Consider the following 22,320-nt stretch of genomic DNA (forward strand, 5'->3'; position numbering starts at 1 on the left):
GTTCAGAAGGGTCTTTTTTCGTGTCCCAATCCATGATTGCACTGGCATCTTCGATACACTATAATGTGTAGTGCAAACCTTATGTTTGTATTTACGTACCGAGGTACTTCATGTTTTCCTGAAGACGGGTCTCGGACGCCGGGTTTAACACTACATAATGTAGTGAAATAATACCAATTCCATTTTGAAAAAGAAAGAAGAGGATCAACCGATGAATCACGATATGAATCACATGCAAATGAACCACGAGGCAGGCACATCCTATCTGTGGCTCATTGTGGGTGCAGTCCTGCTGGTGCTCTCCATTGCAGCTTATATCCTTGCGTCACGCACACAGGGCAAAGTCCTGAGTCATATGAAGAAAGATGAACGAGCCACAATCAAAAAGAAAAGTCGATCCATCCGGCTGGCTGCACACTCCTTGCTCGGGGTGTCGATCATTGTCCTTGTTCTTTTCTTCATGCAAGGTGCATTAACCAAGTATAATGTGGCTGATCTTACTGCGAACGCTACGATTGATGTAACTGATGACCCCTACTATGGAGCAGAACACACGGAGGAACCTATTGATTACGAGATGACGATCCCCACTTCAGGGCCTCATAATCCGCATGACATCAAATTTGGTTTTTACACTGATTTCCCGGGGTATCCTTATCTTGTCCACAATCTGGAACATGGAGATATCATCATTTATTACCGTGAGAATGCAAGCGATGACCTGAAAGAGCACCTGAAATATCTCACCAAGTTCCGGGAGGCAGGAGCCGGTATCCTCGCTGTCCCGAACAAGGATATTCCAGAGGGCAGTGAAGTTGTGGTGACCGCCTGGACCAAAACGATGAAGCTGGACCAATTTGATGATGCGAGAGTCGGCACATTTATTAACAAATATATTAACCAAGGACCGGAAAAAATTCCTGCCTCGATTCGCCAGGGCGGCGGCACCATGTAATTTCTCTGCCGACCTTACAACCTTTAATTGCATAAAAACATAAAAAGCCGCATGGCGGAAACCAGGGAAAATCCTTGGCTACCCACCTGCGGCTTTATTTTATTGTAATAACAGTGCAACCCTGAAGTTGTCTGAATTAATAGCGCTGCGGAGCAGCTTTTTTACCCAGATCCGTCATATACGTGAAGAATGCCTCTGGATCGGTATCGTACACCAGTTGTACTGGACGTCCGTCAGCTTGCTCTACCGTGCGGCCTTGGCTTGGACCATCCGGAATGACGATGCAATTCACGGTTTTCTTCTTCACGATATCCTCGCGTCCCACCGAAGCGGTAGTCAGCACGTCCCACAGATAATACGTGGAATTCGTCTCACTGTAAACCAGTGGCGGGCATCCTGCGTAGCAGTTCCCCAGGAAATCAACGCCTTCGTAGCGTCGCTCAGCTGCCCAGCGATTACGCACAGCAGGTGTAAGAGGTACTTTGTTTGTGCTCTCCAGTGCAACCAGATCAATCTGAATACCACTTTCCCATACACGGTAAGCTGCTTCCGGATCCCAGAATACGTTCCATTCGGCTGTGCCATCATGCTCAGGCTCTTCCACGTTTCCTCTTTCGAACGTACCGCCCATCCATACCAGCTTGTCGATTTTCTCTTCAATGTCCGGTGCTTCGTCGAGTGCACGCGCGAGGTCCGTCAGTGGACCCGTGAACAGAAGCAGCGTTTTACCTTCGGTGTTGCGTACTTTCTCAATCAGGTGCTGGTGAGCCGGAACGGATGACAATGGAGCTTCCATTTTGCCAGACTCGTTCAGGATAGGCAGTGCATCTACATAGAAGGAGTGCAATCTCCAAGCCGCAGGAAACGGATTTTTACCTCTGGAGTTGGATTTGGATACTTCTACGGAATATGTACCAAAGCGATCAATAATTTTGCGGCTGGCATCTGTAGCTGGCTCCAGATATCCATCTGCCGGAATAACCGATACACCTGTAACTTTTACATTGTCCATCTGCAGAAGCATGAACAGCGATACGAGGTCATCCACGCCGCCGTCATGGTTAAAGTACACATTAAGTTGGTTCGTCATTGCTTGCTTTCATCCTTCCCCTGGTTGTCCCTATGATGTTATTCCATCCGTTAGCCCAAGACCAACGTTCCTTCTATTATGTCCCAAAAACCTGTTATACGTAAACCTTCCCCTCGGACTTGGTATAAAAATGCGGACAGTGCCGTTGTTCGCACTGTCCGCATCTCTTCCATCCATGACGTGCTCATTTCGATCGACGTCATGGTTTGGGTCCGTCCTGTATCCCCACTATGGATTACATGGAGGACGTTTGCTTTTTGCCCGTTTCCTCGGCGACAGGCTCGTATTTGCCTGGCCAGAATGCCCATTTGCCCAACAAGGTTGTAATGGCAGGCACCATGAACGGACGGACAAGGAATGTATCGAGCAATACACCTGCTGCCGTAATAATACCGAACTGCACCAATACCTGAATCGGCAGTGTTGCCAGTACGGCAAACGTACCTGCGAGAATCAGACCGGCTGAAGTAATGACCGACCCGGTCTCGCCAACGCCTTCCTTGATCGCTTGACGAAGAGGCATCGTTTTTCGTTTCTGCCAGATACTCGAGATCATGAAGATGTTATAGTCTTCACCGAGTGCTACCAGGAATACGAATGAATACAGCGGAATCGCACCCTGAATTGCATCTGCACCAAGTCCGTAATGGATGATGAGCCATCCGAGCCCAAGTGCCGAGAAGTAGGAGAGTACCACGGTGGCAATCAGATATGCCGTTGCGACCACAGAGCGCAGATATAACAAGAGCAGCAGCGTGATCATCCCGATGACAACCGGAATAATGATGCTCGCATCCCGTTCTCCGGTAACTTCAATGTCGTACTGCTCAGCAGTCTGACCATCGATCCAGACATGACTGTCAACACTCGTAACTCCTGCGTCGGTCAATGCCTGTTCAGCCGTTGCACGCAGATCTGGAATATGCTGCATCGCCTCCATGGAATATGGATTCAGATTGAACTCGACATCATAGGCGGTAATGTTGGCATTCTCTGCACCCTGCTGGGCCTCGCCCACCTTGCTCACATAATCCAATGCTTCGAGGCGCTGCTTCAGATCTGTTTCCTTGCCCTCGGCATCAATAATGACCTTGGCTGGGGCCAATTCGCCCTCGGAGAACTGTTCCCCAATAACGGTAAACCCTTCTCGGGAAGGCACATCTTCCGGGAAGGAAGACAGCAGGTCATACGTGAATTTGATCTGACTTGAGAAGGCAGCAAGTCCACCGAGCAGTACCAGTGTAATGGCCAGAACAGTCCATGGCTTGGTGATGACTGTGCGGCCAATCCAGCTTTCCTTGATTTTGCGCGGAGCCGGAGCCGGTTTGCCTTTTTTCTTGGCACGCTCCACTTCCATCTCGTGCGTACGTGGTACGAACGGGTAGAATGATCCCCGGCCGAAGATCGCAAGCAGTGCCGGAACCAGCGTCAAGCTGGCAATAAACATGATGAAGATGGACAAACTGAATGGAACGGCAAAACGGTGATACGCACCGTACTCAGCAAGCAGCAATACCAGTAGGGCTGCAACGACGGTGAATCCACTCATGGCAATCGCGCCGGATGATCCGGTTATTGCCTGGAAGAGTGCCTTCTTTTTGTCCGGCTCATGATAGAGAATCTGGCGGAATCTGGAGATCATGAACAGGCAGTAATCCGTTCCTGCTCCGAACAACAATACGGTCATAATGGAGATGGACTGTGCATCAACCGTAATCCAGCCCTGATCCGCCATAAATCCAAGAATCGGACTGGTGACCATATAGGCGAAACCAACCGCAATAATTGGAATGATCGCCAGTACCGGTGAACGGTAGATCAGCAGCAGCAGTACCAACACAAGTACAACCGTCGCAATCAAGAGAGACACGTCGGCTGATGAGAAAAGCCCGCTCGCATCAATAGAGATGCCTACAGGTCCAGTGACCCGTGCACTTAATGTATTGGCATCATCAATGGCAGCATCAAACGGGTTGGAGCCAAAAATGTCTTCCGTTTTTTGTTCAACTGCCTCGATGCCTTCCTTGAGCTGCTCCGAATCCGCACCCTCATTGAAGAAGAGCGGCATAACCAGCGTACTTCCGTCCTCCGACAGTTGACCCTTCAGCGCCTGTGGCGGCAATTGATACAAAGGTACCACCGCCTGCTGCTGCTCCACCGGATCCTGATCCAGTCGCTCTGTCAGCGCCTGAATCTGTTCGATCTGCTGATCTGTCAGCCCGCCAGCTTGACGCCAAACGATTAATGCAGGCAGCCCTTCCCCACTGGGAAATTCTCTTTGGGCAACCGCAGCCGCCTCTACCGATGGTTTGGAATCACTCAGGTCCTGCGCATTATTCGTTTCACGATCGCCTACGGCTGGCCACACCATACCAAGCACAACCGCAATGATAATCCATACCAACAGCGTAATCCATTTGCTTCGTTTGCCGGCAACCCAGCGACCGTAGCCTGATCCTTCTTGCATTGTCTCTTCATCTCCTGTTCTGTTTCTATGAAGCCCTATTGTATATGAATTTGTAGAAATGAACCACGGGTCATAGTATAATCGAATTAATTATATATACCGGAAGGTTAATTTTGCAATACTATTTTTATGAACACTTTATGCCAAGATAATTTTATGTAAAGAGGTATGCCGCATGAATAAAAAAACAATGCCACCCCGCTCGCCGGGAAGACCCAAAACAGGTGCCGATCAGGCATCAGCCCACTCGAAGATTCTCATGACTGCTTCGCAGTTATTTATGGAATATGGTTATGAACCCGTCTCTCTCCAGCAGATTGCTTCGCAATGCCATGTGACCAAAGCATCCATATATTACCACTTCTCCAGCAAACCGGAGCTGTTCACTGTTGCCATTACGCGAATGATGGCCATGGGCATGCAGCAGACTGCGCTTCGACTGGAGGAGCGGGGTACATTGCAGCAGCGACTGGAGAATGTTGCTGCAGCGAAAATGCAGCAGTCCCACGTGGATACCGAGACCATGATGCGCGAAGCGGAGACCTACCTGAATGCCGATCAGCTCGCCCAGATCCGTGAAGCCGAGATGCGAATCTTTGATGTTCTCGCTACACACTTCAAGCAGGAAATGGATAGCGGTTATCTGCGACCCGCCAATCCCATGCTGCTTGCCCATGCGTTTACGTCCCTGCTCATGCTGGCGAACCGTGAAGATGTACGCACTATGCATGGAAGCATTGAAGAGCTGGCTCATGAGCTGGTTGCTTTGTTTTTGGATGGAGCTGTTCAGAGAAAGTGAAGTATACAGGATTGAAATATACTCATGTCAGTATCCATGATCGATGAATTTACATTACGTGGAAGCAGACCAAGCATTATGCCCTACTCACTTTGATTTTTAGGAGGATTCACTCATGTCCCAACCAACACCAGCCCCACGCGTTCCGCGTCTGCTTCAGACAGAACGCATCTATCTGCGTCCATTTGAGACGACGGATGTTGATGCCTATTTCCCCGGACTGTTTGACGCGGAGATGCGCAGGCTTACTGGAACACAGAACAGTTTTACCCGCACGCAAGTTGAAAAATTCATTGAGAATGCAGGTCAGGATGACTCACGACTCATGCTGCTGATTGCCTTGCAGGACAATGATCAGATTATAGGCGAGGTTGCCCTGATGGACATGCATGCCAAGAATCGAAGTGCTCACGTTCGAATCGGCATCGATCGCACGGAGCACCAGGGCAAGGGCTATGGCAGCGAAGCGCTGCTGCTGATGCTGGATTACGGTTTTGGCATCTGTAATCTGCACCGAATTGAGCTTGAAGTGTACGCCTTCAACGAGCGGGCCATTCGAGCGTATGAGAAGCTGGGCTTCCAGCGCGAAGGTGTACGAAGAGATGCATTGTACTATAACCATAGATATCACGATGCCATTTTGATGGGTATGCTGGAGCATGAGTTCCGGGAAAGACATACAGCAGGATAGTTTACAGGCAGGACTGGACAAGGTTGAAGATTGATGTTTGAAAAAAGAAAAAAACGGAGATTAATACCCATCCCCGGTCAGAAAAGTCAGATGACCCGCCAGCACCGACAGCTCGGCGGGTGTCTTCATATATAATTCGCCATCCGTATCGGCTGACATAGGCGCATCCGTCCGCAGCTTCAAAGTCGACGCCTTCAAGTAACTGATACTTTTGTTCTGGGGCTGCCAATCTCCCTCCGGTTTGTGCGAAAGGATCTCTCGCATCAGAGGGATGCCCGTCTCATGAATGACAAGGATATCCAGCTCGCCGTCCCGAAGCGCGTCCGGGGCAAATGGCAGCGAATTAGTTCCCAGAAACCGCCCGTTAGCGGCATAGATCATGACGGCTTCGCCTTCCATTGTTTTGCCATCCGCCTCCATCTCGTAATGAAATGGCTTGGTATTGTTAATGGTCTGCAAGGTACTGATGAAATAACTGAGCTTGCCGAGCGTACCTTTCAGGTTGGAGTTAATATTCTGCGATGTATCACTGATTAATCCGATGCCAAAAAAATTCGTGAACACCCGGTCATTGGCCCGTCCAATATCGATGGATACGGCATGACCCTCAAGCATCTGACGTGCCGCGGTCTCCACATCCGGTGAAAGTCCGAGTGAACGCGCAAAATCATTACAGGTACCGCCGGGCAACACCCCAATCAGCGGTGGGTTCTGCAAATCCGCTAGTCCATTCACACATTCATGCACCGTACCATCTCCACCCAGGATAAAAACGACTTCGAATTGCTCTCCACGTTCCCGGCACAATGCTTCACCCTCTCCAGGTTCATCTGTGCGAACAATGACGAGTTCACGAACGGCGGGCGCAAGTACCCCGGCTGCAGTGCCCACAGCATCCACGCGACTCGCTTTTCCGGCATGGTTGTGATGAATTAACAACGCTTTGTTAAATGTCATCGCTCCTCTTCCTCCATTCCAATGTTGTTTACCCTTTATCAGCAAAGGTTGAAGCAATATCCCTCGTGATCCTATAATCCAGTGCTGCGAAGCTTGTAATCAACAGCCAACATACACAACATAATAACAGGTGTAAACATAACCGGGCATGCATCATAATCCCCCCATATCCGTAATACTAGATAGCGGTCATGAAAAATGGTTATTTCCCTTTTTTTACTAAACGCAAGATTGAGATGAAAGGTTACTCCACACCCTATATTCCATCCTACTTGAGAAAGCACCATTCAAAACGAGTTAAATCGGTTATATCTATACCATATACGAATGGAGGGATTCCCTATGATTCCGGCAACGTTAGAACAATTGGAGCAAGTTCGCAAGGAATGCCGTACGATGGTCCGCAAAAGAGCTACCGCTTCCGCGGGTACCACACTCGTCCCTTTACCCGGTACAGACGTACTGGCCGATGTGGGGATGCTCATGCAGCTATTGCCTGCCATTAACCATAAATTTGGATTATCGCAAAAACAACTCGATGGCATGGACCCCGAGACCAAGTCCATGATCTACGGATTCGTCATGTCCATCGGAAGCAAAGTGATCGGGCGCATGGTAACGAAGGAACTTGTCGTCCAGGTACTGAAACGGGTCGGGATACGTGTAGCCACCAAATCCGTTGCCAAGTTCGTCCCGCTTGCAGGCCAAGGTCTCGCCGCAGCTCTCAGTTTCACGGCCATGCGCTATGTGGGCAATAAACATGTCGATGACTGTTATGAGGTCGTAAAACGCATGATCGAACAGCGTGAACAGATTCCGGGCGAACCCGCACCTGCTGCGCTGGATGAACCGAACAAGAACGAGAAGCTGGAGGAGAAAACGGATACCCGTGATTCTGCAGACAAACCTGTGGTGGAATCCAAAGAGTAGTGATCCAACTTCACGGCAGAAACAATGCTGCACAACACAAATAGCCGGGATACCCCTCAGGGTAGTCCCGGCTATTCATTTATATCGAATGCAATCAGATTGCCTGTGGCTGCTGCTCTGCAAACTGGCTGTTATACAGATCCGCATAAAATCCTTGCTGTGCCATCAATTCCTCATGATTACCCTGTTCGATTACATTACCGTGATCCATGACGAGGATGAGGTCCGCGCCGCGAATGGTGGACAAACGGTGAGCAATCACGAAGCTGGTGCGATCCTTCATGAGGTCATTCATAGCTTTCTGGATAAAGATCTCGGTCCGAGTATCCACACTGCTCGTCGCTTCATCCAGAATAAGAATGGATGGATTCGCCAAAATGGCTCTAGCAATTGTCAGCAGCTGTTTCTGTCCCTGAGAGATATTCGATGCTTCTTCATTCAGCACTGTATCATAACCATCAGGCAATGTACGGATAAAGTGATCGGCATGCGCCGCGTCGGCTGCCTTAACAATTTCCGCTTCTGATGCACCTTCACGTCCATAGGCGATGTTATCCCGGATGGTTCCATTAAACAACCATGTGTCCTGAAGGACCATCCCGAACAGGCTGCGCAGCTTACCGCGTTCCATATCCCGGATATCGATACCATCAATTGTGATCCGGCCATCCTGAATTTCGTAGAAACGCATCAACAGGTTGATCAGTGTCGTCTTACCGGCTCCAGTTGGTCCCACGATGGCTACGGTCTGACCCGGTTTAACATCGATGTTCATATTTTTGATAAGAAGTTCATCCGGTTTATATCCAAAGTTAACACCCTGGAACGAAACCGCACCTTTTGGCTGCTGTAATTGCACGGGTTGGTTGGACTCAGGCACTTCTTCCTCTTCATCCAGCAATTCAAATACCCGCTCCGCCGAAGCGATGGTGGATTGAATGATATTGGAAATGTTCGCAATTTGGTTAATCGGCTGTGTGAATTGACGAGAGTACTGCGTGAAGGCCAGAATATCCCCGATCGAGATGGCTCCGCGTGTAACAAAGATCCCGCCGACCACACAGATCAGGACATAACCCAGGTTACCGACAAAGCTCATGAGCGGCATGATAATCCCTGAGATAAATTGGGCTTTCCAACCGGATTCATACAGCTCTTCATTGACCTTCTCGAATTGCTCTACCGATTGTTCTTCGCGTCCAAATGCTTTTACGACCTTATGTCCAGTGTACATTTCCTCGACATGTCCGTTCAGCTCGCCAAGTGATTTCTGCTGACCAGCAAAATGCTTTTGCGAACGGGATGCCACCAGCATCACAACGACCACGCTTAATGGCAGTGTCAAAATGGTAATCAGTGTCATCCAAGGACTAATCGTCAGCATCATGATGATTACCCCAACAATCGTTACGACAGAAGTAATGAACTGTGCCAAACTCTGCTGAAGCGTGTTACTGATGTTGTCCACATCATTGGTCGCCCGGCTGAGCGTCTCCCCATGAGTACGGGAGTCAAAGTATTTCAGCGGCAGCCGGCCAACTTTGGCACTGATCTGCTCACGCATGTCGTATACAACACGCTGGGCAACGCCAGCCATCAGGTATTGCTGGATATACATAAATGCTGCACTGAACAGATACAATCCCAAGAGCAGATACAACACTTTCATTAATGCAGGAAAATCAATACCTGCCCCCTGTATGCCCTGCAGAATGGCAATGGCGCCTTGACTCAATATATCGGTTCCTTCAGCCATGACCTTCGGACTGATAATGCTGAACACGGTACTCAGAATCGCTGCAACCAGTACACCGAGCAGGCGATAACGGTGTGGCTGGAGGTAATGAATCAGCCGCCGCAGGGTACCTTTAAAATCCTTCGGCTTCTCACCCGGTGGACGCATGCCCATACCGCCTCCCGGATGTCCTGGTCCGCCAGAGGAACGAGGTGATTTGCTTTTTTGTTCGGTACGTTCACTCATGCGATCTCCTCCTCTGTCAGCTGGGATGATACAATTTCACGGTACACTTCATTATTCGCCAGCAGCTCTTTATGTGTGCCGGAACCGACAATACGCCCCTCATCCATAACCAGAATGCGATCCGCATCCATAACTGTACTTACGCGCTGTGCAACAATGAGTACTGCCGCTTCAGTCGTTTCGGATTTCAGCGCAGCACGAAGTTTGGCGTCTGTTTTGAAGTCCAATGCAGAGAAGCTGTCGTCAAAAATATAAACTTCCGGGCGGCGAACAAGTGCGCGTGCAATGGACAAACGCTGTTTCTGTCCGCCAGACACGTTATTACCACCTTGAGCAATAAGGCTGTCATACCCGTCTTTCATCTCGGAGATGAAGTTCTCCGCCTGAGCGGTCCGGGCCGCATGGATGACTTCCTCCATCGTGGCATCATCCTTGCCGTGGCGAATATTCTCCGCAATCGTGCCCGTGAAGAGGACTGCCTTTTGCGGTACAAAGCCAATTTTCGCTCGCAAATCCTCCTGACTAAGTTCACGTACATCCGTACCGTTTACCCGTACGCTGCCTTCCGTTACATCATAGAAACGAGGAATAAGACTGAGCAGCGTGGACTTCCCTGATCCCGTACCGCCAATAATGGCTGTTGTCTCACCAGGACGGGCTGTAAACGAAATACCTGACAGTGCAGCATTCTCTGCTCCCGGATAACGGAATGTAACATTGTCGAATTCAATGGTGCCCTGCAGGGATTTCATGCTGCGAGGCTGCTCGGGATCACTGAGGTCTGGCTGCATATCCAACACTTCGTTGATCCGTTCTGCGGAAGCCGAAGCTCTTGGAATCATGACAAAGATAATGGAAACCATAATTAGCGAGAACATGATCTGCATCGCATACTGGATAAACGCAATCAGGGAACCGATATCCATATTTCCACTGTCTATGCGCTGTCCACCGAAATAGAGAATGGCAATCATCGAAAAGTTCATGACCAGCATCATAACCGGCATTAATGTCGCCATCAGCACGTTGACCTTAATGGAGGCATCTCTCAGATCCGTGTTCGCTCCGTTAAAACGAACGCGTTCATGTTCTCCCCGATTGAAGGAACGAACGACCCGAATACCTGTTAATTGTTCACGCAAAACCAGATTGAGCCGATCCAGCTTCTTCTGGATTTGTTTGAACAAGGGGAGACCTTTAGCACCAATCAGTGCAATGGCTCCAGCCAGTACAGGCAGGACTACGAGGAAAATGGTCGACAATTTGGCGTCCTGGGATACAGCCATGAAGATACCACCGATACACATCATCGGAGCCATAATCATCATGCGCAGCATCATGGTTAATACGTTTTGAACCTGTGTAATGTCATTCGTCGTACGTGTGATTAGTGATGCGGTGCCCAGCTTATCAAACTCCTGCAGCGAGAAATTCTCCACGTGGCGAAAAACCCGGCTGCGCAGTTGTTTGGCAAATCCACCCGCTGTACGGGATGAAAGGTAACTGGCTATCACAGAACAAGCCGTTCCCGCGATGGCGATCACCAGCATCCAGCCACCAATCTGCCAGATGTACGGGACATCTCCTTTGACGATACCAAAATTGACGATATCGGCCATCAAAGTTGGCAGGTACAGCTCGGCGAGCGATTGCAGCAATACCAAACCCAAAATGAAAATAATGGGGATTTGATATGGCTTGAGCATGCGAAACAGTTTCATCATGGCGTATCATCTCCTTCTGTCGATTGCTCCTTTTGCAGGGAAGCAAGTGTATCAAAAAAGCTATATACCTTGGTCAGCAGCTCAGCTAGCTGAGTGCTGTCTTCCTTTCCCAAATGCTCAACCAATCTGTTGAATATTTGCATGCGCTCTTCGTGAGCGGCCCGAATGATGTCACGGCCTGCTTCCGTAATCGTGATGCGCACTGCACGGCGATCCTCGGGATCCATCGTTCGTTTAACCAATCCCTCGTCTTCAAGGCCACGAATTACAGGGGTAATCGTAGGCGATTTCACTCTCAGCAACGCACTGATTTCCGATACCTTCAGTCCTGGATGATCTTCATTCAATTCGCTGTTGAAATCGGGGGGATTATCTCTCCAATCCAGGCGTTCTCCCGGATGTGAGCCGTGGAGCAAACAGGCCAATACCATAATTTCATTATGGTTGCGACCGTGGGGCTTATGCTGCCTCCATTTGCCTTTATTAAACTGCATGATGGAATACAGCAGCTTCTGGGCCACTGGATCCAGACCTGTCATATGGGGTTCCTCCTTTTTGCATTCTCAATGAATTCTCAATTAACATAGGATCACTATTAAATAGTACATCAATTAATTAGGTGTCCTAATTATATTTCCGTCAGTGGTGAAAAGTCAAATGGGTAAAATACACCACAAAAAAACCGTGGCAGACCGCCACGGTTTTGAATGAAATTAGCTAATCAGGACTACGAAGCAGAAACCGTTTTGAGTGCAGAGGAGAACGGGAAATACTCCTTGGCATTGTTGTAGGCAATGCCCTGAACAATCTGTCCGAGCAACTCCATGTCATGCGGTGCCTCCCCTTGCTCCACCCATTCCCCGATCAGATTGCAGACCAGACGGCGGAAATATTCATGCCTTGTGTAGGAGAGGAAACTGCGAGAGTCCGTCAGCATGCCCACAAAGCGGCTGAGCAGACCAACATTCGCCAGTGCCTTCATCTGAGCGAGCATTCCGTCCTTGGTATCGTTGAACCACCATGCTGCGCCGAGCTGAATTTTGCCCGGAATACCACCGCCCTGGAAGCTGCCGATAATGGCAGCGAGCACTTCATTATCCCTTGGATTCAAGGAATACAGGATGGTTTTTGGCAGTGCCTGCTCCTGTTCCAGCGCATCCAGCAGACCGATCATCGCGGAGGAAAGCGGCGTATCATTCACGGCATCATATCCGGTATCCGGACCAAGCTGAGCGAACATCCGGCTGTTATTGTTGCGGGCCGCATTGATATGGAACTGCATCACCCAGCCCCGCTCTGCATACAGCTTGCCCAGGAAGGTCAGCGTAACCGTTTTGTACTTGTCCTCTTCCTCTCGGCCCACTTGATGACCTGCAAGTGCTTTGGCAAAAATGGCTGCCGCTTCTTCCCGTGTCGCCTTGCCATATGGCACGTAATCAAGTGCATGGTCGGACACTCTGCCACCTACGGAATGAAAGAACTCCACCCGGGATTCCAGCGCTGAGAGGAATGAATCATAATCGGAGATGGCAATACCAGAAGCCTGAGAGAGCTTGCCCACCCATTCGATGAAGGTATCCCGGTTCAGTTCGAGCCCTTTGTCCGGGCGGAAAGAAGGCAGCACCGCTGTATCAAAGCCTTCGATCTCCTGAATCTTCAGATGGTATTCCAGGGAATCACAAGGATCATCGGTAGTGCATACAACAGTGACATTGGATTTCGTAATCAGGTCACGTGCGCCAAATCCCTCACTGTTCAGCTTGGCATTTACTTTTTCCCAGATCACTGGAGCACTGTCTGCGTTCAACACTTCATACACCCCAAAGTAACGCTGCAGCTCCAGATGAGACCAGGCATATAACGGGTTACCGATCATCATCGGTACCGTTTTGGCATAAGCCAGGAAGCGATCATAATCGGTCACTCCTTCGCCGCCGGTAATGTATCGTTCTTCAATTCCGTTCGCTCGCATCAAGCGCCATTTGTAGTGATCCCCGTATAACCAGGCTTCTGTAATATTGCCAAATGTTTTGTTCTCGTAGATCTCCTGTGGACTGAGATGGCAGTGATAGTCAATAATCGGCATGTCCTTGGCATAATCCTCATATAACTTGACAGCCATCTCATTGTGCAGCAAAAATTGTTCATCCAAAAAAGACTTCATTCGCTTCGCACGCTCCCTTTAGGTGAGTTTACGTTCATATGGGTACACATCCCAATCTTTACGCTACACTGTTTCCTCCCAAAGTTCAATAACAAATGATAGCGTATTCAAAAAAGGTTGATTTAGGCATATGTCCTGGAACAAGGTATACTGATTTTAATGGTATATATGCTGATCTGAAGATGATAGAAGGAGATGAAATCGATGAAAATTACCTTTCTGGGTACAGGGGATATGTTCAGCGTAGAGCAGCATCACAACAGCATGCTCGCCGAATTTGGAGGCACGCATCTGGTCATTGATTTTCCGGAATCGAATGCCAAAGCCCTTAAAGAGTATGGGTTTCCTATGACCGATATCCATAATGTATTTATCACCCATTTGCATGAGGACCACATCAACGGCGTACAAATGCTCGGATACTATTCTCAAATTGTAGGTGACCGCAAACCACGCCTGTTTATCCACGAACAGCTGGTTGAGCCGCTATGGAACATCCTTTCCCCAGGCATGCGCTACACAACTGATGGCGAGCGTACGATGAGTGATTATTATGATATCGTGCCATTGCCGGATGGAGGCACATTTGAATTAGGCGGCGTGACGTTTGAGACATTCCGTACACAGCACGTTCCAGGCATGGTCAGCAATGGCATTCTTGCGAAGCCCTACTTCTATTATAGTGCAGACAGCACACTGGATCAGGAACGGGTGGAGCAAGCTGCCCCTGATGTGCAGCTGATATTCCATGAATGTCATATGCATGATCTGGTGATCAAATCACATACCTCATTGAAGGACCTGGAACAACTGCCTGCGGAAGTGAGACAGAAAACGGTCTTGATGCACTATCATGACGAATTCGCTGATGCGGACAAACGGAAACAGTTCAACCGAGAGCATGATCTGCAGATGGTCGGCACACTGGAATCGTTTGAGCTGGATATGTAAATATGCACAAAAAACCACCTGTTGGCATACCATCGCCGTCTCAGGTGGTTTTATCCGTTTATGTCTTCTCATTTCAAAAATATCTTATTTAGTGTCACTGTCCTCGTCAGGCAAAGCCCATACGGATAAACCTCCGCCACACACATGGAAAGTGGCCCAGCCATCCTTCTCAATGGTGATGCTATCTTCACAACTATGTGTCAGATCCGTCCATACTTCTCCAGCGCGATGTTCGCCGACAAACATTCGTTTCTCGCCATCGTCCCCATTGGAGACCACCACTGCACAACCGGAACCCGGTAACTCCTCCAAGCCACGGCGCACCCATCCAATCGTATTGGGATGATCGAAGTAATCCTCCTGCTCCCCATAAGCTATGTTATAGCGGGCAGACAGCAGAATGTCCAAAATCTCCTTCTTGCCCTCAACGGGCTCGGGACCACCAATACCATAGTAATCCCCGTAAAAGACAACCGGATACCCGTCACGGCGCAGCAGGGTCAGTGCGTATGCACTGGGTTTAAACCAGTCATCAATCCACGATTCCAACGCTTCATGCGGCTGGGAATCATGATTATCGACAAACGTTACGGCATGCGTTGGATGCGTCTGAACCAGCGTGTCATCGAAAATTTTGGACAGATCGAAGTCCCTGCCTGCCAGGGATGCCTCATGCAGCTTGTAGTGAAGAGACACATCGAACAGGTCAATCTGATAGTCCACCGTATCCAGGAACTCACGGCATGCGTCAAGGTTGGAGTTCCAGAACTCCCCTACGATGTAGAAATCCTGACCCCGCTTGCGGAGCATCTCTGCTGCGAATTCCTTGATAAATTCGTGGTTGATATGTTTGATCGCATCCAGTCGGAAACCGCTGCACTGCAGCGTATCGATCAGCCATTTTCCCCATTGGAGCATCTCCTTGCGGACCTCCGGGTGATTGTAATCGATATTGGCGAACATCAGATAATCATAGTTGCCGAACTCATCATCGACATTCTGATTCCAGTTCTTGTTCTCACCTGCGATGCGGAATATGCCGTTGCGTTCTTTCCTTGCATCAAAGTCTGTTCCGTTAAAGTGTTCGGAGCTCCACTTGAAGGAAGAATACTGGTTCCCGCGGCCCGGGAACGTGAATTTGGTCCAGCCCTCAATTTCAAATGGTTTGGAAATTTCCTTCAACCGATCATTGGGATCAACTTCAATCACTTTGAAAACTTCTTTCTCGTCGGCACCTGCCTTGTGGTTCATAACCAGGTCAACGTAGACGGCGACGCCGTTTTTCTGACACTCGGCAATGGCATCCACCAATTCCTGTTTGGTGCCATACTTCGTCCGCACGCTGCCTTTCTGGTCAAACTCCCCGAGATCGTACAGATCATAGACACCATATCCTGTATCCTCCGGGGTAATAGCTTTGGTCACAGGGGGCACCCATACCGAATCAATGCCTTTGGCTTTCAGCTCCGGAGCCATTTGGGCCAGTCGTTTCCAATGCTTACCGTCTGCAGCCAAATGCCATTCAAAAAACTGCATCATCGTATGATTTCTTTTCATCAAAAACCGACCTCCTTGATTGCTTTCGAAGCGGACGTTGGAACGGATATGTATTCGCCCTTGTTCGTTCGTTTGCTATCCAAGTAATACCCTTTTTGGCCCATGCTTCAATCACTTAAACCGAGAAGTTATCCAGACGACGGCGAAATGCGCTTGTAATCCTGCCACTCCTCCGGCAAAAGGGAACGATATGGTTCCTGGGTGAAACGATCATCCACCAGCACAAGCACACCCGTATCTTCTTCCGTCCGAATCAATCTGCCGCCTGCCTGCAGCACTTTATTCATACCGGGAAAAACATAGGCATAATTAAAACCGTTCCGTCCTGATCGGTCAAAATAATCACGAAGCACGTTGTTCTCGAGTCCAATCTGAGGAAGTCCAGCACCCACGACGACAACGCCGTTTAGACGATCGCCCGGCAGATCCACCCCTTCCGAAAACACGCCCCCCATCACCGCAAATACCAATCGTGTTCGTTCCGGATGGGGCTGGAATGCATTCAGAAACTGCTCCCGTTCCAGGTCATTCATGCCTTGTTCCTGCATAACCGTATCGGCCTCCGCAGGGAGCTGCATGTAGGTTTCATATACTTCACGCATATACGGATACGATGGAAAAAAAACAAGCAGGTTGCTGCGCGGCCACTCGGCTACCAGCTGGCGCAGCATGTTTGCAATCGGCTGTCTGGAACGTTCTCGGTCCTTGTAGCGAATGGATAACGGCAGCAGCCTTACATCCAATTGTTCCCGCTGGAAGGGGGAAGGAATACGCAGGGTGTAATCCTCTTCTTCCGCACCAAGCATGTCCCGGTAGTAACGCAGCGGCGACAAGGTTGCCGAGAAATGAATGATGGAGCGGAACCCCTTCGCCGTCTGACGCAGCAGCACGGATGGATCGAGACAGAATAATTTCACCCTCACTTCACTTCGCACACATTCGGCATAGGTGACGAATCGTTCATCGTACAGCTTGGCAATACGCAGGAAGTTCTGTGCCGTGAAGTAGGCATCCAGCAGCATCTGATCCGTCTCGGCAGTTCCTGAACCGCCTTCAACAAGGTTTTGCTCTGCAACCATGACAAACGGCTCCAGTAGTTCAATCAGTTCTTCCGGCGCCTCTTGCTGCAGCAGCTTGCCCTCTTCCCCTCCGTTTTTGCGAAGGGTAATCAGGTATTTATCAATAGCCCCGGCATGATCTGCAATGGCCTTCGCGGCGGTTACACCGTTGCCCAGCGCTTGAAACTCCCTTTTGACATCCAGAAAAACAGCCTTCTCCAGCTCAGCGGAGAACATCATTCGGCCGCGATCGACCAGATTGTGTGCCTCGTCGACCAGCAGCACGGTTTTGCGTTTCTGCTCCTCCAGCATGCGTTTCAAAGATATGCGCGGGTCAAAAATATAGTTATAGTCGCAGATGACCGCATCGGCAGCATACGCCGCATCCAGCGAAAATTCGAACGGACATACCCGATGCTTGCGTGCGTACTGTTCAATCACCGGGCGAGTCATTAATGTCTCATGTTCCAGCATATCCAGCACGGCCCCATTAATACGATCATAATACCCTTCACACATGCCGCACTGCCCGGCATCACATGCTTCCTCTTCCTTGAAACAGATCTTGTCCTTCGCAGTCAAACTGATGACATGCATGTTCAACCCTTCTGCCTGCATCCTCGCAAAAGCCTCTTCTGCTGCAACCCGTGTCGTCGTTCTCGCCGTCAGATAGAACAATCGACTGGCTTCACCTTCGCCAATGGCTTTGACCGTAGGAAACAATACAGACATCGTTTTGCCAATTCCGGTAGGTGCCTTCGCCATTAATCCTTTGCCTTCACGGATGGTCTGATATACTGCTCCTGCCAGCTTGCGTTGGCCTTCCCGATATTTCCGAAATGGAAAGGGCAGTTCTTTTACCGTGATATCACGCTTCTCTTCGTAAGCAGCGATCATCTCGGCATACGGAGCATATCCGGCGATGACGTCTGCGGCAAATTGTTCGAGCTCCTGACGTTCCAGCATGCGGCGGAATCTTCTTTCCTGGTTGGTCACGGTCTGAACATACGTGAGCTGCACCTGCATTCGGGGCTCATCATGCTGAACAGCATACATATATGCATACATGATGGCTTGCGCCCAGTGAACCGGAAGTCCGTCACCCAAATCGTCCAGGTTACTGGCCGTTGATTTGATCTCATCCACTGTGAGCTGACCCTCCAGACGAATCAGACCGTCACAACGCCCTTCCACCACATAGATCAAATCTCCATGCTGGAGTTCGGCTTCCAGCACAACTTCTTTCAAATCTTCTTCCGTATAATCCTTCTGCACCCGCTGATGAATCCGTGTTCCTTCCTGCATGGATGCATTCGAGCGGAATCCAGGACGAATGCTGCCGCTGCGATATACATATTCAACCAAAGGTCTGACCGATATTCGAATGGTATTTGTCATGCGATCACCCGTTCTGTTTTAGTCTTTATACTTTATCATGAAAAGACCTGACCAAACCAGCCATTCCGCAGATTGGACTCGTCCCTCTCCATATGCTATGTTGAGGTGGAACGTACATTTAAGGAGGCAGCTTCCATGTATATTTATTTGGTTCCTTCACCGATTCCGGACGTGCTCGCTGCATATCCGCATCTGTCCCTGCGGAGCGAGGAGCAGGTTCGCCTTGCCTTTGAAACGACAGAACGTCTGATGAATATTGAGCCGGATGACAGCGTAGCCGCATATGAGGCATTTGATGCCGCAGGCTCCTGGACAGGCGGCAGCTTTGCTGTTTTGAATAATATCCCTGTTGCTGAAGATGGACGTGACGACTTCGAAGAACGGTTCAAAAACCGTGCGCGCAAAGTGGAGGATGAGCCTGGTTTTGTCGGTATCCGTGTGCTCCGTCCCCTGAAGGATGATACGTATGTAGTACTTACCCTCTGGGAGTCAGAGGATCACTTCAAAAGCTGGCAGCAGTCTCAGGCATACAATCACGCCCACCGCAACCGCAGTACGAGTGAAGGGCTGACCGCACAGAAACCAGCCATGTTCCCGAGATCTTCTTTTGTTACGACATACACTATAGAATAATTGGTAAATTCATGAACCCCAAGTTTCCGAACAGTCTGCTTATGTAGTGGATCGTATAGCCTCTTCCTGAATGGGAGGGGCTATTCTTATTCCATATTTTTGACACAACATACCATGAGGTAGCATAATACTTGTTAAATGAAACTTCGGAAGGGAAGGCGGTTATGTTGTCACGCAGTTCACTCACCCGGTTTCTAAGCGGACCGTTTATATTGTTCACCGTTATTATGATTATCAAAAGCTCCCTCGCCTGGATCGTGATCTTTGATGATATTCCAGTCTGGAAACCATTGCTTACCGAGCTGCCGCTCATCTGGATCTGCTTCTGTCTCATTGAGTGGTTTGCCGCCAAAAGGCGGATGTGGGCCTATCTTGCACTGAATCTGGTGCTGTCAGGCATTTTCTTCGCTGCCATTATGTATTACAAATATTATGGAGTTATCGTCAATTATCACGCGCTCGCGCAGGTTAATCAGGTGACTTCGGTTAAGAGCAGCATGTTCTCCTTGCTGGACCCGTATTACTTGTTTATTTTTGCCGATATCCTCATCATTGGTGGTATATTGATCCGGCGCCGGATCAAGCTTGGCGCTGCCGAACGCCAGGAGAAGATGCCTCTGGATCGCAGAAGCAGACGACGGGTTGCCTCTGTAATTCTCATCATGTCCCTGGTAATCTGCATGCTCAATATATATCCGAACCGTGCAAGCATGAGCGAGATTACACAAGCGGAACAAATGGGGATTCTCGGTTACGAGGCGTATACCATTCTGGCGGATCGACCTGACAAGCCCGTTCCGCTTGATGAGATTGATCAGGATCGCATCGATCAGGTCAAACAAACGACAGAGATCAATGCCATTGTGGATTCGGGAGCAGCCAAGGGCCGGAATGTAATTGTCCTCCAGCTGGAATCATTCCAGAATTTCCTGATCGGTCTTAAGGTGGATGGACAGGAAGTTACACCAAATCTTAACCAGCTTGCACAGGAAAGTCTCTATTTTCCGAATTTCTATCAACAAGTAGGACAGGGAAATACATCGGATGCCGAGTTTGTTGTAAACACATCCTTCTATACGCCGCCAAACGGAGCAGCATCCACGGTCTATGCTGATAAAGCTCTGCCAAGTCTCCCCAAACTGATGTCCGATAACGGATATCAGACAGCTACATTCCATTCAAACGATGTTCGTTTCTGGAATCGTGATCAGCTGTACGAGGCGCTTGGTTTTGATCAATATTATGATATCGATTACTTCGGTACAGAAGATTCCATTGCCTTCTCGGCATCGGATGAGGTGCTGTATACGAAGACACTCGACAAGCTTGAAGAGATGCAGGCAGCAGGTTCTCCCTTCTATGCACAGATTATTTCCATGTCTGCGCATCACCCTTACCATTTGCCGGAGAGCAAGGTTAGCCTGACACTCCCAGCCCGGTACAAGGATACATTGCCTGGCAATTATCTGGTATCCCAACATTATGCCGATCAGGCAGTGGGACAACTGATCGAAGGTTTGAAACAACGCGGACTATGGGATAACAGCCTGCTGGTGGTATACGGAGATCATCTCGGTCTGCCTATCTACTCCCTGGACCGGGATGACAAAGAGCTGATGAAGGAAATCTATGGCCGGGAATATACATCCGCGGACATGATCAATATCCCGCTTATCGTTACGGCACCCGGCATTACGCCTGCTGAACAGCTCGAACAGATTGGCGGACAGGTGGACATATTGCCAACGATAGCCGGGCTGACCGGAGCTTCTCTCCAAAACCAGCTGCATTTTGGGCAGGATCTGCTGCGAGAGTCAGGCAATCTGCTGCCGGAACGCTACTATCTTCCATCCGGTTCAGTGCTTAACGATGCTTCACTGTTCATTCCGGAAACAGGGTATGGCGACGGAACCCATTACTCTCTTGCCGAAGCCGGAAGGCAGGATATACAACAGGTGGAGAACAATCCGGATCAGGAAACCGACCCATCGGAAGAGACCGCTGTTCCAGCAACAACCACTCCGGATGAGAGCTCATCGTTCTCTGCACGTTATATTACCAAGGATGAGTATGAACGGGCTCTGGATCTCATGCATTTGTCTAACAGTTATTTGATTCAGCTGCCTGATCGAAATACGGAAGATTAATTTCCCAAGCCATCGTTCAACCTTATAAAACAATCACGAAAAGCCCATGGAACAGGATTGAATCCTGCTCCATGGGCTTTATTCATTCACAACCATAGTAGGCCGTGCCGTCTTTTCATTTTATATTGGATTACAAAGGCAGCAGTGGCACCGTAGTTCTGGCACGCAATTGGTCTACCATGGCAAGCCATTCCTGCGGTTTATTCGGCAGGACGGCATAATAGCGATTCAGAAAATCGGCCACCAGGCTGGCTGGCAATTCTCCCTGCTCCTCATGGCTTGGCATGAAGCACAGATCAAGCCCACCAACCGCTTCCCCATCACCTTGCCAGGAAGGATGAACATACGGGAAATCCAGTCGTTGATATCCGAGGTGGGACAGAACTTCACGACGTACATACGGGTCCATTGGCTTGATGCCGCCAAATTCATGATCCTGGCTCAGATATGGATTATAGATTTCGGCAAACATGCCGAACAATTCCTTGCCGTTCGCGGATGCAAGCTGCTGCAGGTCACGTTTACGATGATTGGCAAGGAAACTGCCGATCCCTAGTCCTTCACGGCCGATGATCGTAAAATCGGTCATGGCTACATTCCAGTCTTCGTAATAGCGGTATTCTGTCGCGCCCACCACGTTTCCTTCGTGTACAGCCACAAATACGCGAATGCCCGGGTCTTCCAGCGGTTCCTGCCACAGCGGAAAGTCCAGTACTTCTTCTGGCGGGAAAATCTCCTGCATCAGCTTGTGCATCTGGGCAAACAGGGGATCATTAATCGATGTAATACGAGTAAATTCCATGGATTCATCTACCTCC

At 49.4% G+C, this 22,320-nt stretch carries 17 protein-coding genes; 7 read left to right on the forward strand and 10 right to left on the reverse strand.

What is annotated here, in order from left to right; genetic code table 11:
* Positions 1-211 precede the first annotated feature (211 nt).
* On the forward strand, positions 212-955 hold the full coding sequence (locus tag AB3N00_RS20900) for a DUF3105 domain-containing protein (RefSeq protein ID WP_413036312.1): 744 nt from the start codon (positions 212-214) through the stop codon (positions 953-955).
* A gap of 136 nt (positions 956-1,091) precedes the next feature.
* Here AB3N00_RS20900 and AB3N00_RS20905 read toward each other — a convergent pair whose 3' ends face one another.
* On the reverse strand, positions 1,092-2,045 hold the full coding sequence (locus tag AB3N00_RS20905; protein WP_413036313.1) for a nucleoside hydrolase: 954 nt from the start codon (positions 2,043-2,045) through the stop codon (positions 1,092-1,094).
* A 235-nt stretch (positions 2,046-2,280) separates the two neighbouring features.
* Complete coding sequence (locus AB3N00_RS20910; RefSeq protein ID WP_413036314.1) at positions 2,281-4,512, reverse strand: MMPL family transporter; 2,232 nt, start codon at positions 4,510-4,512, stop codon at positions 2,281-2,283.
* 175 nt (positions 4,513-4,687) lie between these two features.
* Between AB3N00_RS20910 and AB3N00_RS20915 the strand changes: the two genes are divergently transcribed.
* Together AB3N00_RS20915 and AB3N00_RS20920 are read left to right on the forward strand one after the other, a co-directional pair.
* A complete protein-coding gene (locus AB3N00_RS20915) occupies positions 4,688-5,311 on the forward strand; it encodes a TetR/AcrR family transcriptional regulator (RefSeq protein WP_413036315.1) in 624 nt (207 codons plus the stop codon).
* A gap of 115 nt (positions 5,312-5,426) precedes the next feature.
* Positions 5,427-6,002: a GNAT family N-acetyltransferase gene (locus AB3N00_RS20920; RefSeq protein ID WP_413036316.1), complete on the forward strand. Its 576-nt coding sequence runs from the start codon at positions 5,427-5,429 to the stop codon at positions 6,000-6,002.
* A gap of 60 nt (positions 6,003-6,062) precedes the next feature.
* Here AB3N00_RS20920 and AB3N00_RS20925 read toward each other — a convergent pair whose 3' ends face one another.
* Positions 6,063-6,959 (reverse strand): diacylglycerol/lipid kinase family protein, encoded by an 897-nt coding sequence (locus AB3N00_RS20925; RefSeq protein ID WP_413036317.1) that lies wholly within the window; start codon positions 6,957-6,959, stop codon positions 6,063-6,065.
* Between the two features lie 342 nt (positions 6,960-7,301).
* Here AB3N00_RS20925 and AB3N00_RS20930 point away from each other — a divergent pair, with 342 nt between their 5' ends.
* Complete coding sequence (locus tag AB3N00_RS20930; protein WP_413036318.1) at positions 7,302-7,889, forward strand: hypothetical protein; 588 nt, start codon at positions 7,302-7,304, stop codon at positions 7,887-7,889.
* Positions 7,890-7,983: 94 nt separating this feature from the next.
* Here AB3N00_RS20930 and AB3N00_RS20935 read toward each other — a convergent pair whose 3' ends face one another.
* The 4 genes from AB3N00_RS20935 to uxaC form a co-directional block, all read right to left on the reverse strand.
* Entirely contained in the window at positions 7,984-9,870 is a 1,887-nt protein-coding gene (locus tag AB3N00_RS20935) for an ABC transporter ATP-binding protein (RefSeq protein WP_413036319.1), read from the reverse strand.
* Positions 9,867-11,594 carry an ABC transporter ATP-binding protein gene (locus tag AB3N00_RS20940; RefSeq protein ID WP_413036320.1) on the reverse strand — a complete coding sequence of 576 codons (1,728 nt, stop codon included), beginning with the start codon at positions 11,592-11,594 and terminating at the stop codon, positions 9,867-9,869. Before AB3N00_RS20940 ends, AB3N00_RS20935 begins: the two co-directional genes overlap by 4 nt.
* Positions 11,591-12,133 carry a MarR family winged helix-turn-helix transcriptional regulator gene (locus AB3N00_RS20945; protein ID WP_413036321.1) on the reverse strand — a complete coding sequence of 181 codons (543 nt, stop codon included), beginning with the start codon at positions 12,131-12,133 and terminating at the stop codon, positions 11,591-11,593. The genes AB3N00_RS20940 and AB3N00_RS20945 overlap by 4 nt, the downstream gene beginning before the upstream one ends.
* A gap of 188 nt (positions 12,134-12,321) precedes the next feature.
* The gene (gene uxaC / locus AB3N00_RS20950; protein ID WP_413036322.1) at positions 12,322-13,758 is read right to left on the reverse strand and encodes a glucuronate isomerase; all 1,437 of its coding nucleotides are present in this window, start codon (positions 13,756-13,758) and stop codon (positions 12,322-12,324) included.
* Positions 13,759-13,962: 204 nt separating this feature from the next.
* Between uxaC and AB3N00_RS20955 the strand changes: the two genes are divergently transcribed.
* Entirely contained in the window at positions 13,963-14,709 is a 747-nt protein-coding gene (locus tag AB3N00_RS20955; RefSeq protein WP_413036323.1) for an MBL fold metallo-hydrolase, read from the forward strand.
* Positions 14,710-14,793: 84 nt separating this feature from the next.
* Here AB3N00_RS20955 and AB3N00_RS20960 read toward each other — a convergent pair whose 3' ends face one another.
* Together AB3N00_RS20960 and AB3N00_RS20965 are read right to left on the reverse strand one after the other, a co-directional pair.
* Complete coding sequence (locus AB3N00_RS20960; RefSeq protein WP_413036324.1) at positions 14,794-16,266, reverse strand: alpha-amylase; 1,473 nt, start codon at positions 16,264-16,266, stop codon at positions 14,794-14,796.
* Positions 16,267-16,394: 128 nt separating this feature from the next.
* Positions 16,395-18,722: an ATP-dependent DNA helicase gene (locus AB3N00_RS20965; RefSeq protein ID WP_413036325.1), complete on the reverse strand. Its 2,328-nt coding sequence runs from the start codon at positions 18,720-18,722 to the stop codon at positions 16,395-16,397.
* Positions 18,723-18,857: 135 nt separating this feature from the next.
* On the opposite strand from AB3N00_RS20965, the gene AB3N00_RS20970 reads away from it, so the two are divergent.
* Together AB3N00_RS20970 and AB3N00_RS20975 are read left to right on the forward strand one after the other, a co-directional pair.
* The gene (locus tag AB3N00_RS20970) at positions 18,858-19,355 is read left to right on the forward strand and encodes an antibiotic biosynthesis monooxygenase family protein (RefSeq protein ID WP_413036326.1); all 498 of its coding nucleotides are present in this window, start codon (positions 18,858-18,860) and stop codon (positions 19,353-19,355) included.
* Between the two features lie 164 nt (positions 19,356-19,519).
* A complete protein-coding gene (locus tag AB3N00_RS20975; RefSeq protein ID WP_413036600.1) occupies positions 19,520-21,502 on the forward strand; it encodes an LTA synthase family protein in 1,983 nt (660 codons plus the stop codon).
* 130 nt (positions 21,503-21,632) lie between these two features.
* Here the strand turns inward: AB3N00_RS20975 and AB3N00_RS20980 are convergent, their stop codons facing one another.
* Entirely contained in the window at positions 21,633-22,304 is a 672-nt protein-coding gene (locus AB3N00_RS20980; protein ID WP_175396815.1) for a GNAT family N-acetyltransferase, read from the reverse strand.
* Positions 22,305-22,320: the final 16 nt, after the last annotated feature.

It is taken from the genome of Paenibacillus xylanilyticus (assembly GCF_047246825.1).
Classification (GTDB): Bacteria; Bacillota; Bacilli; order Paenibacillales; family Paenibacillaceae; genus Paenibacillus; species Paenibacillus xylanilyticus_B.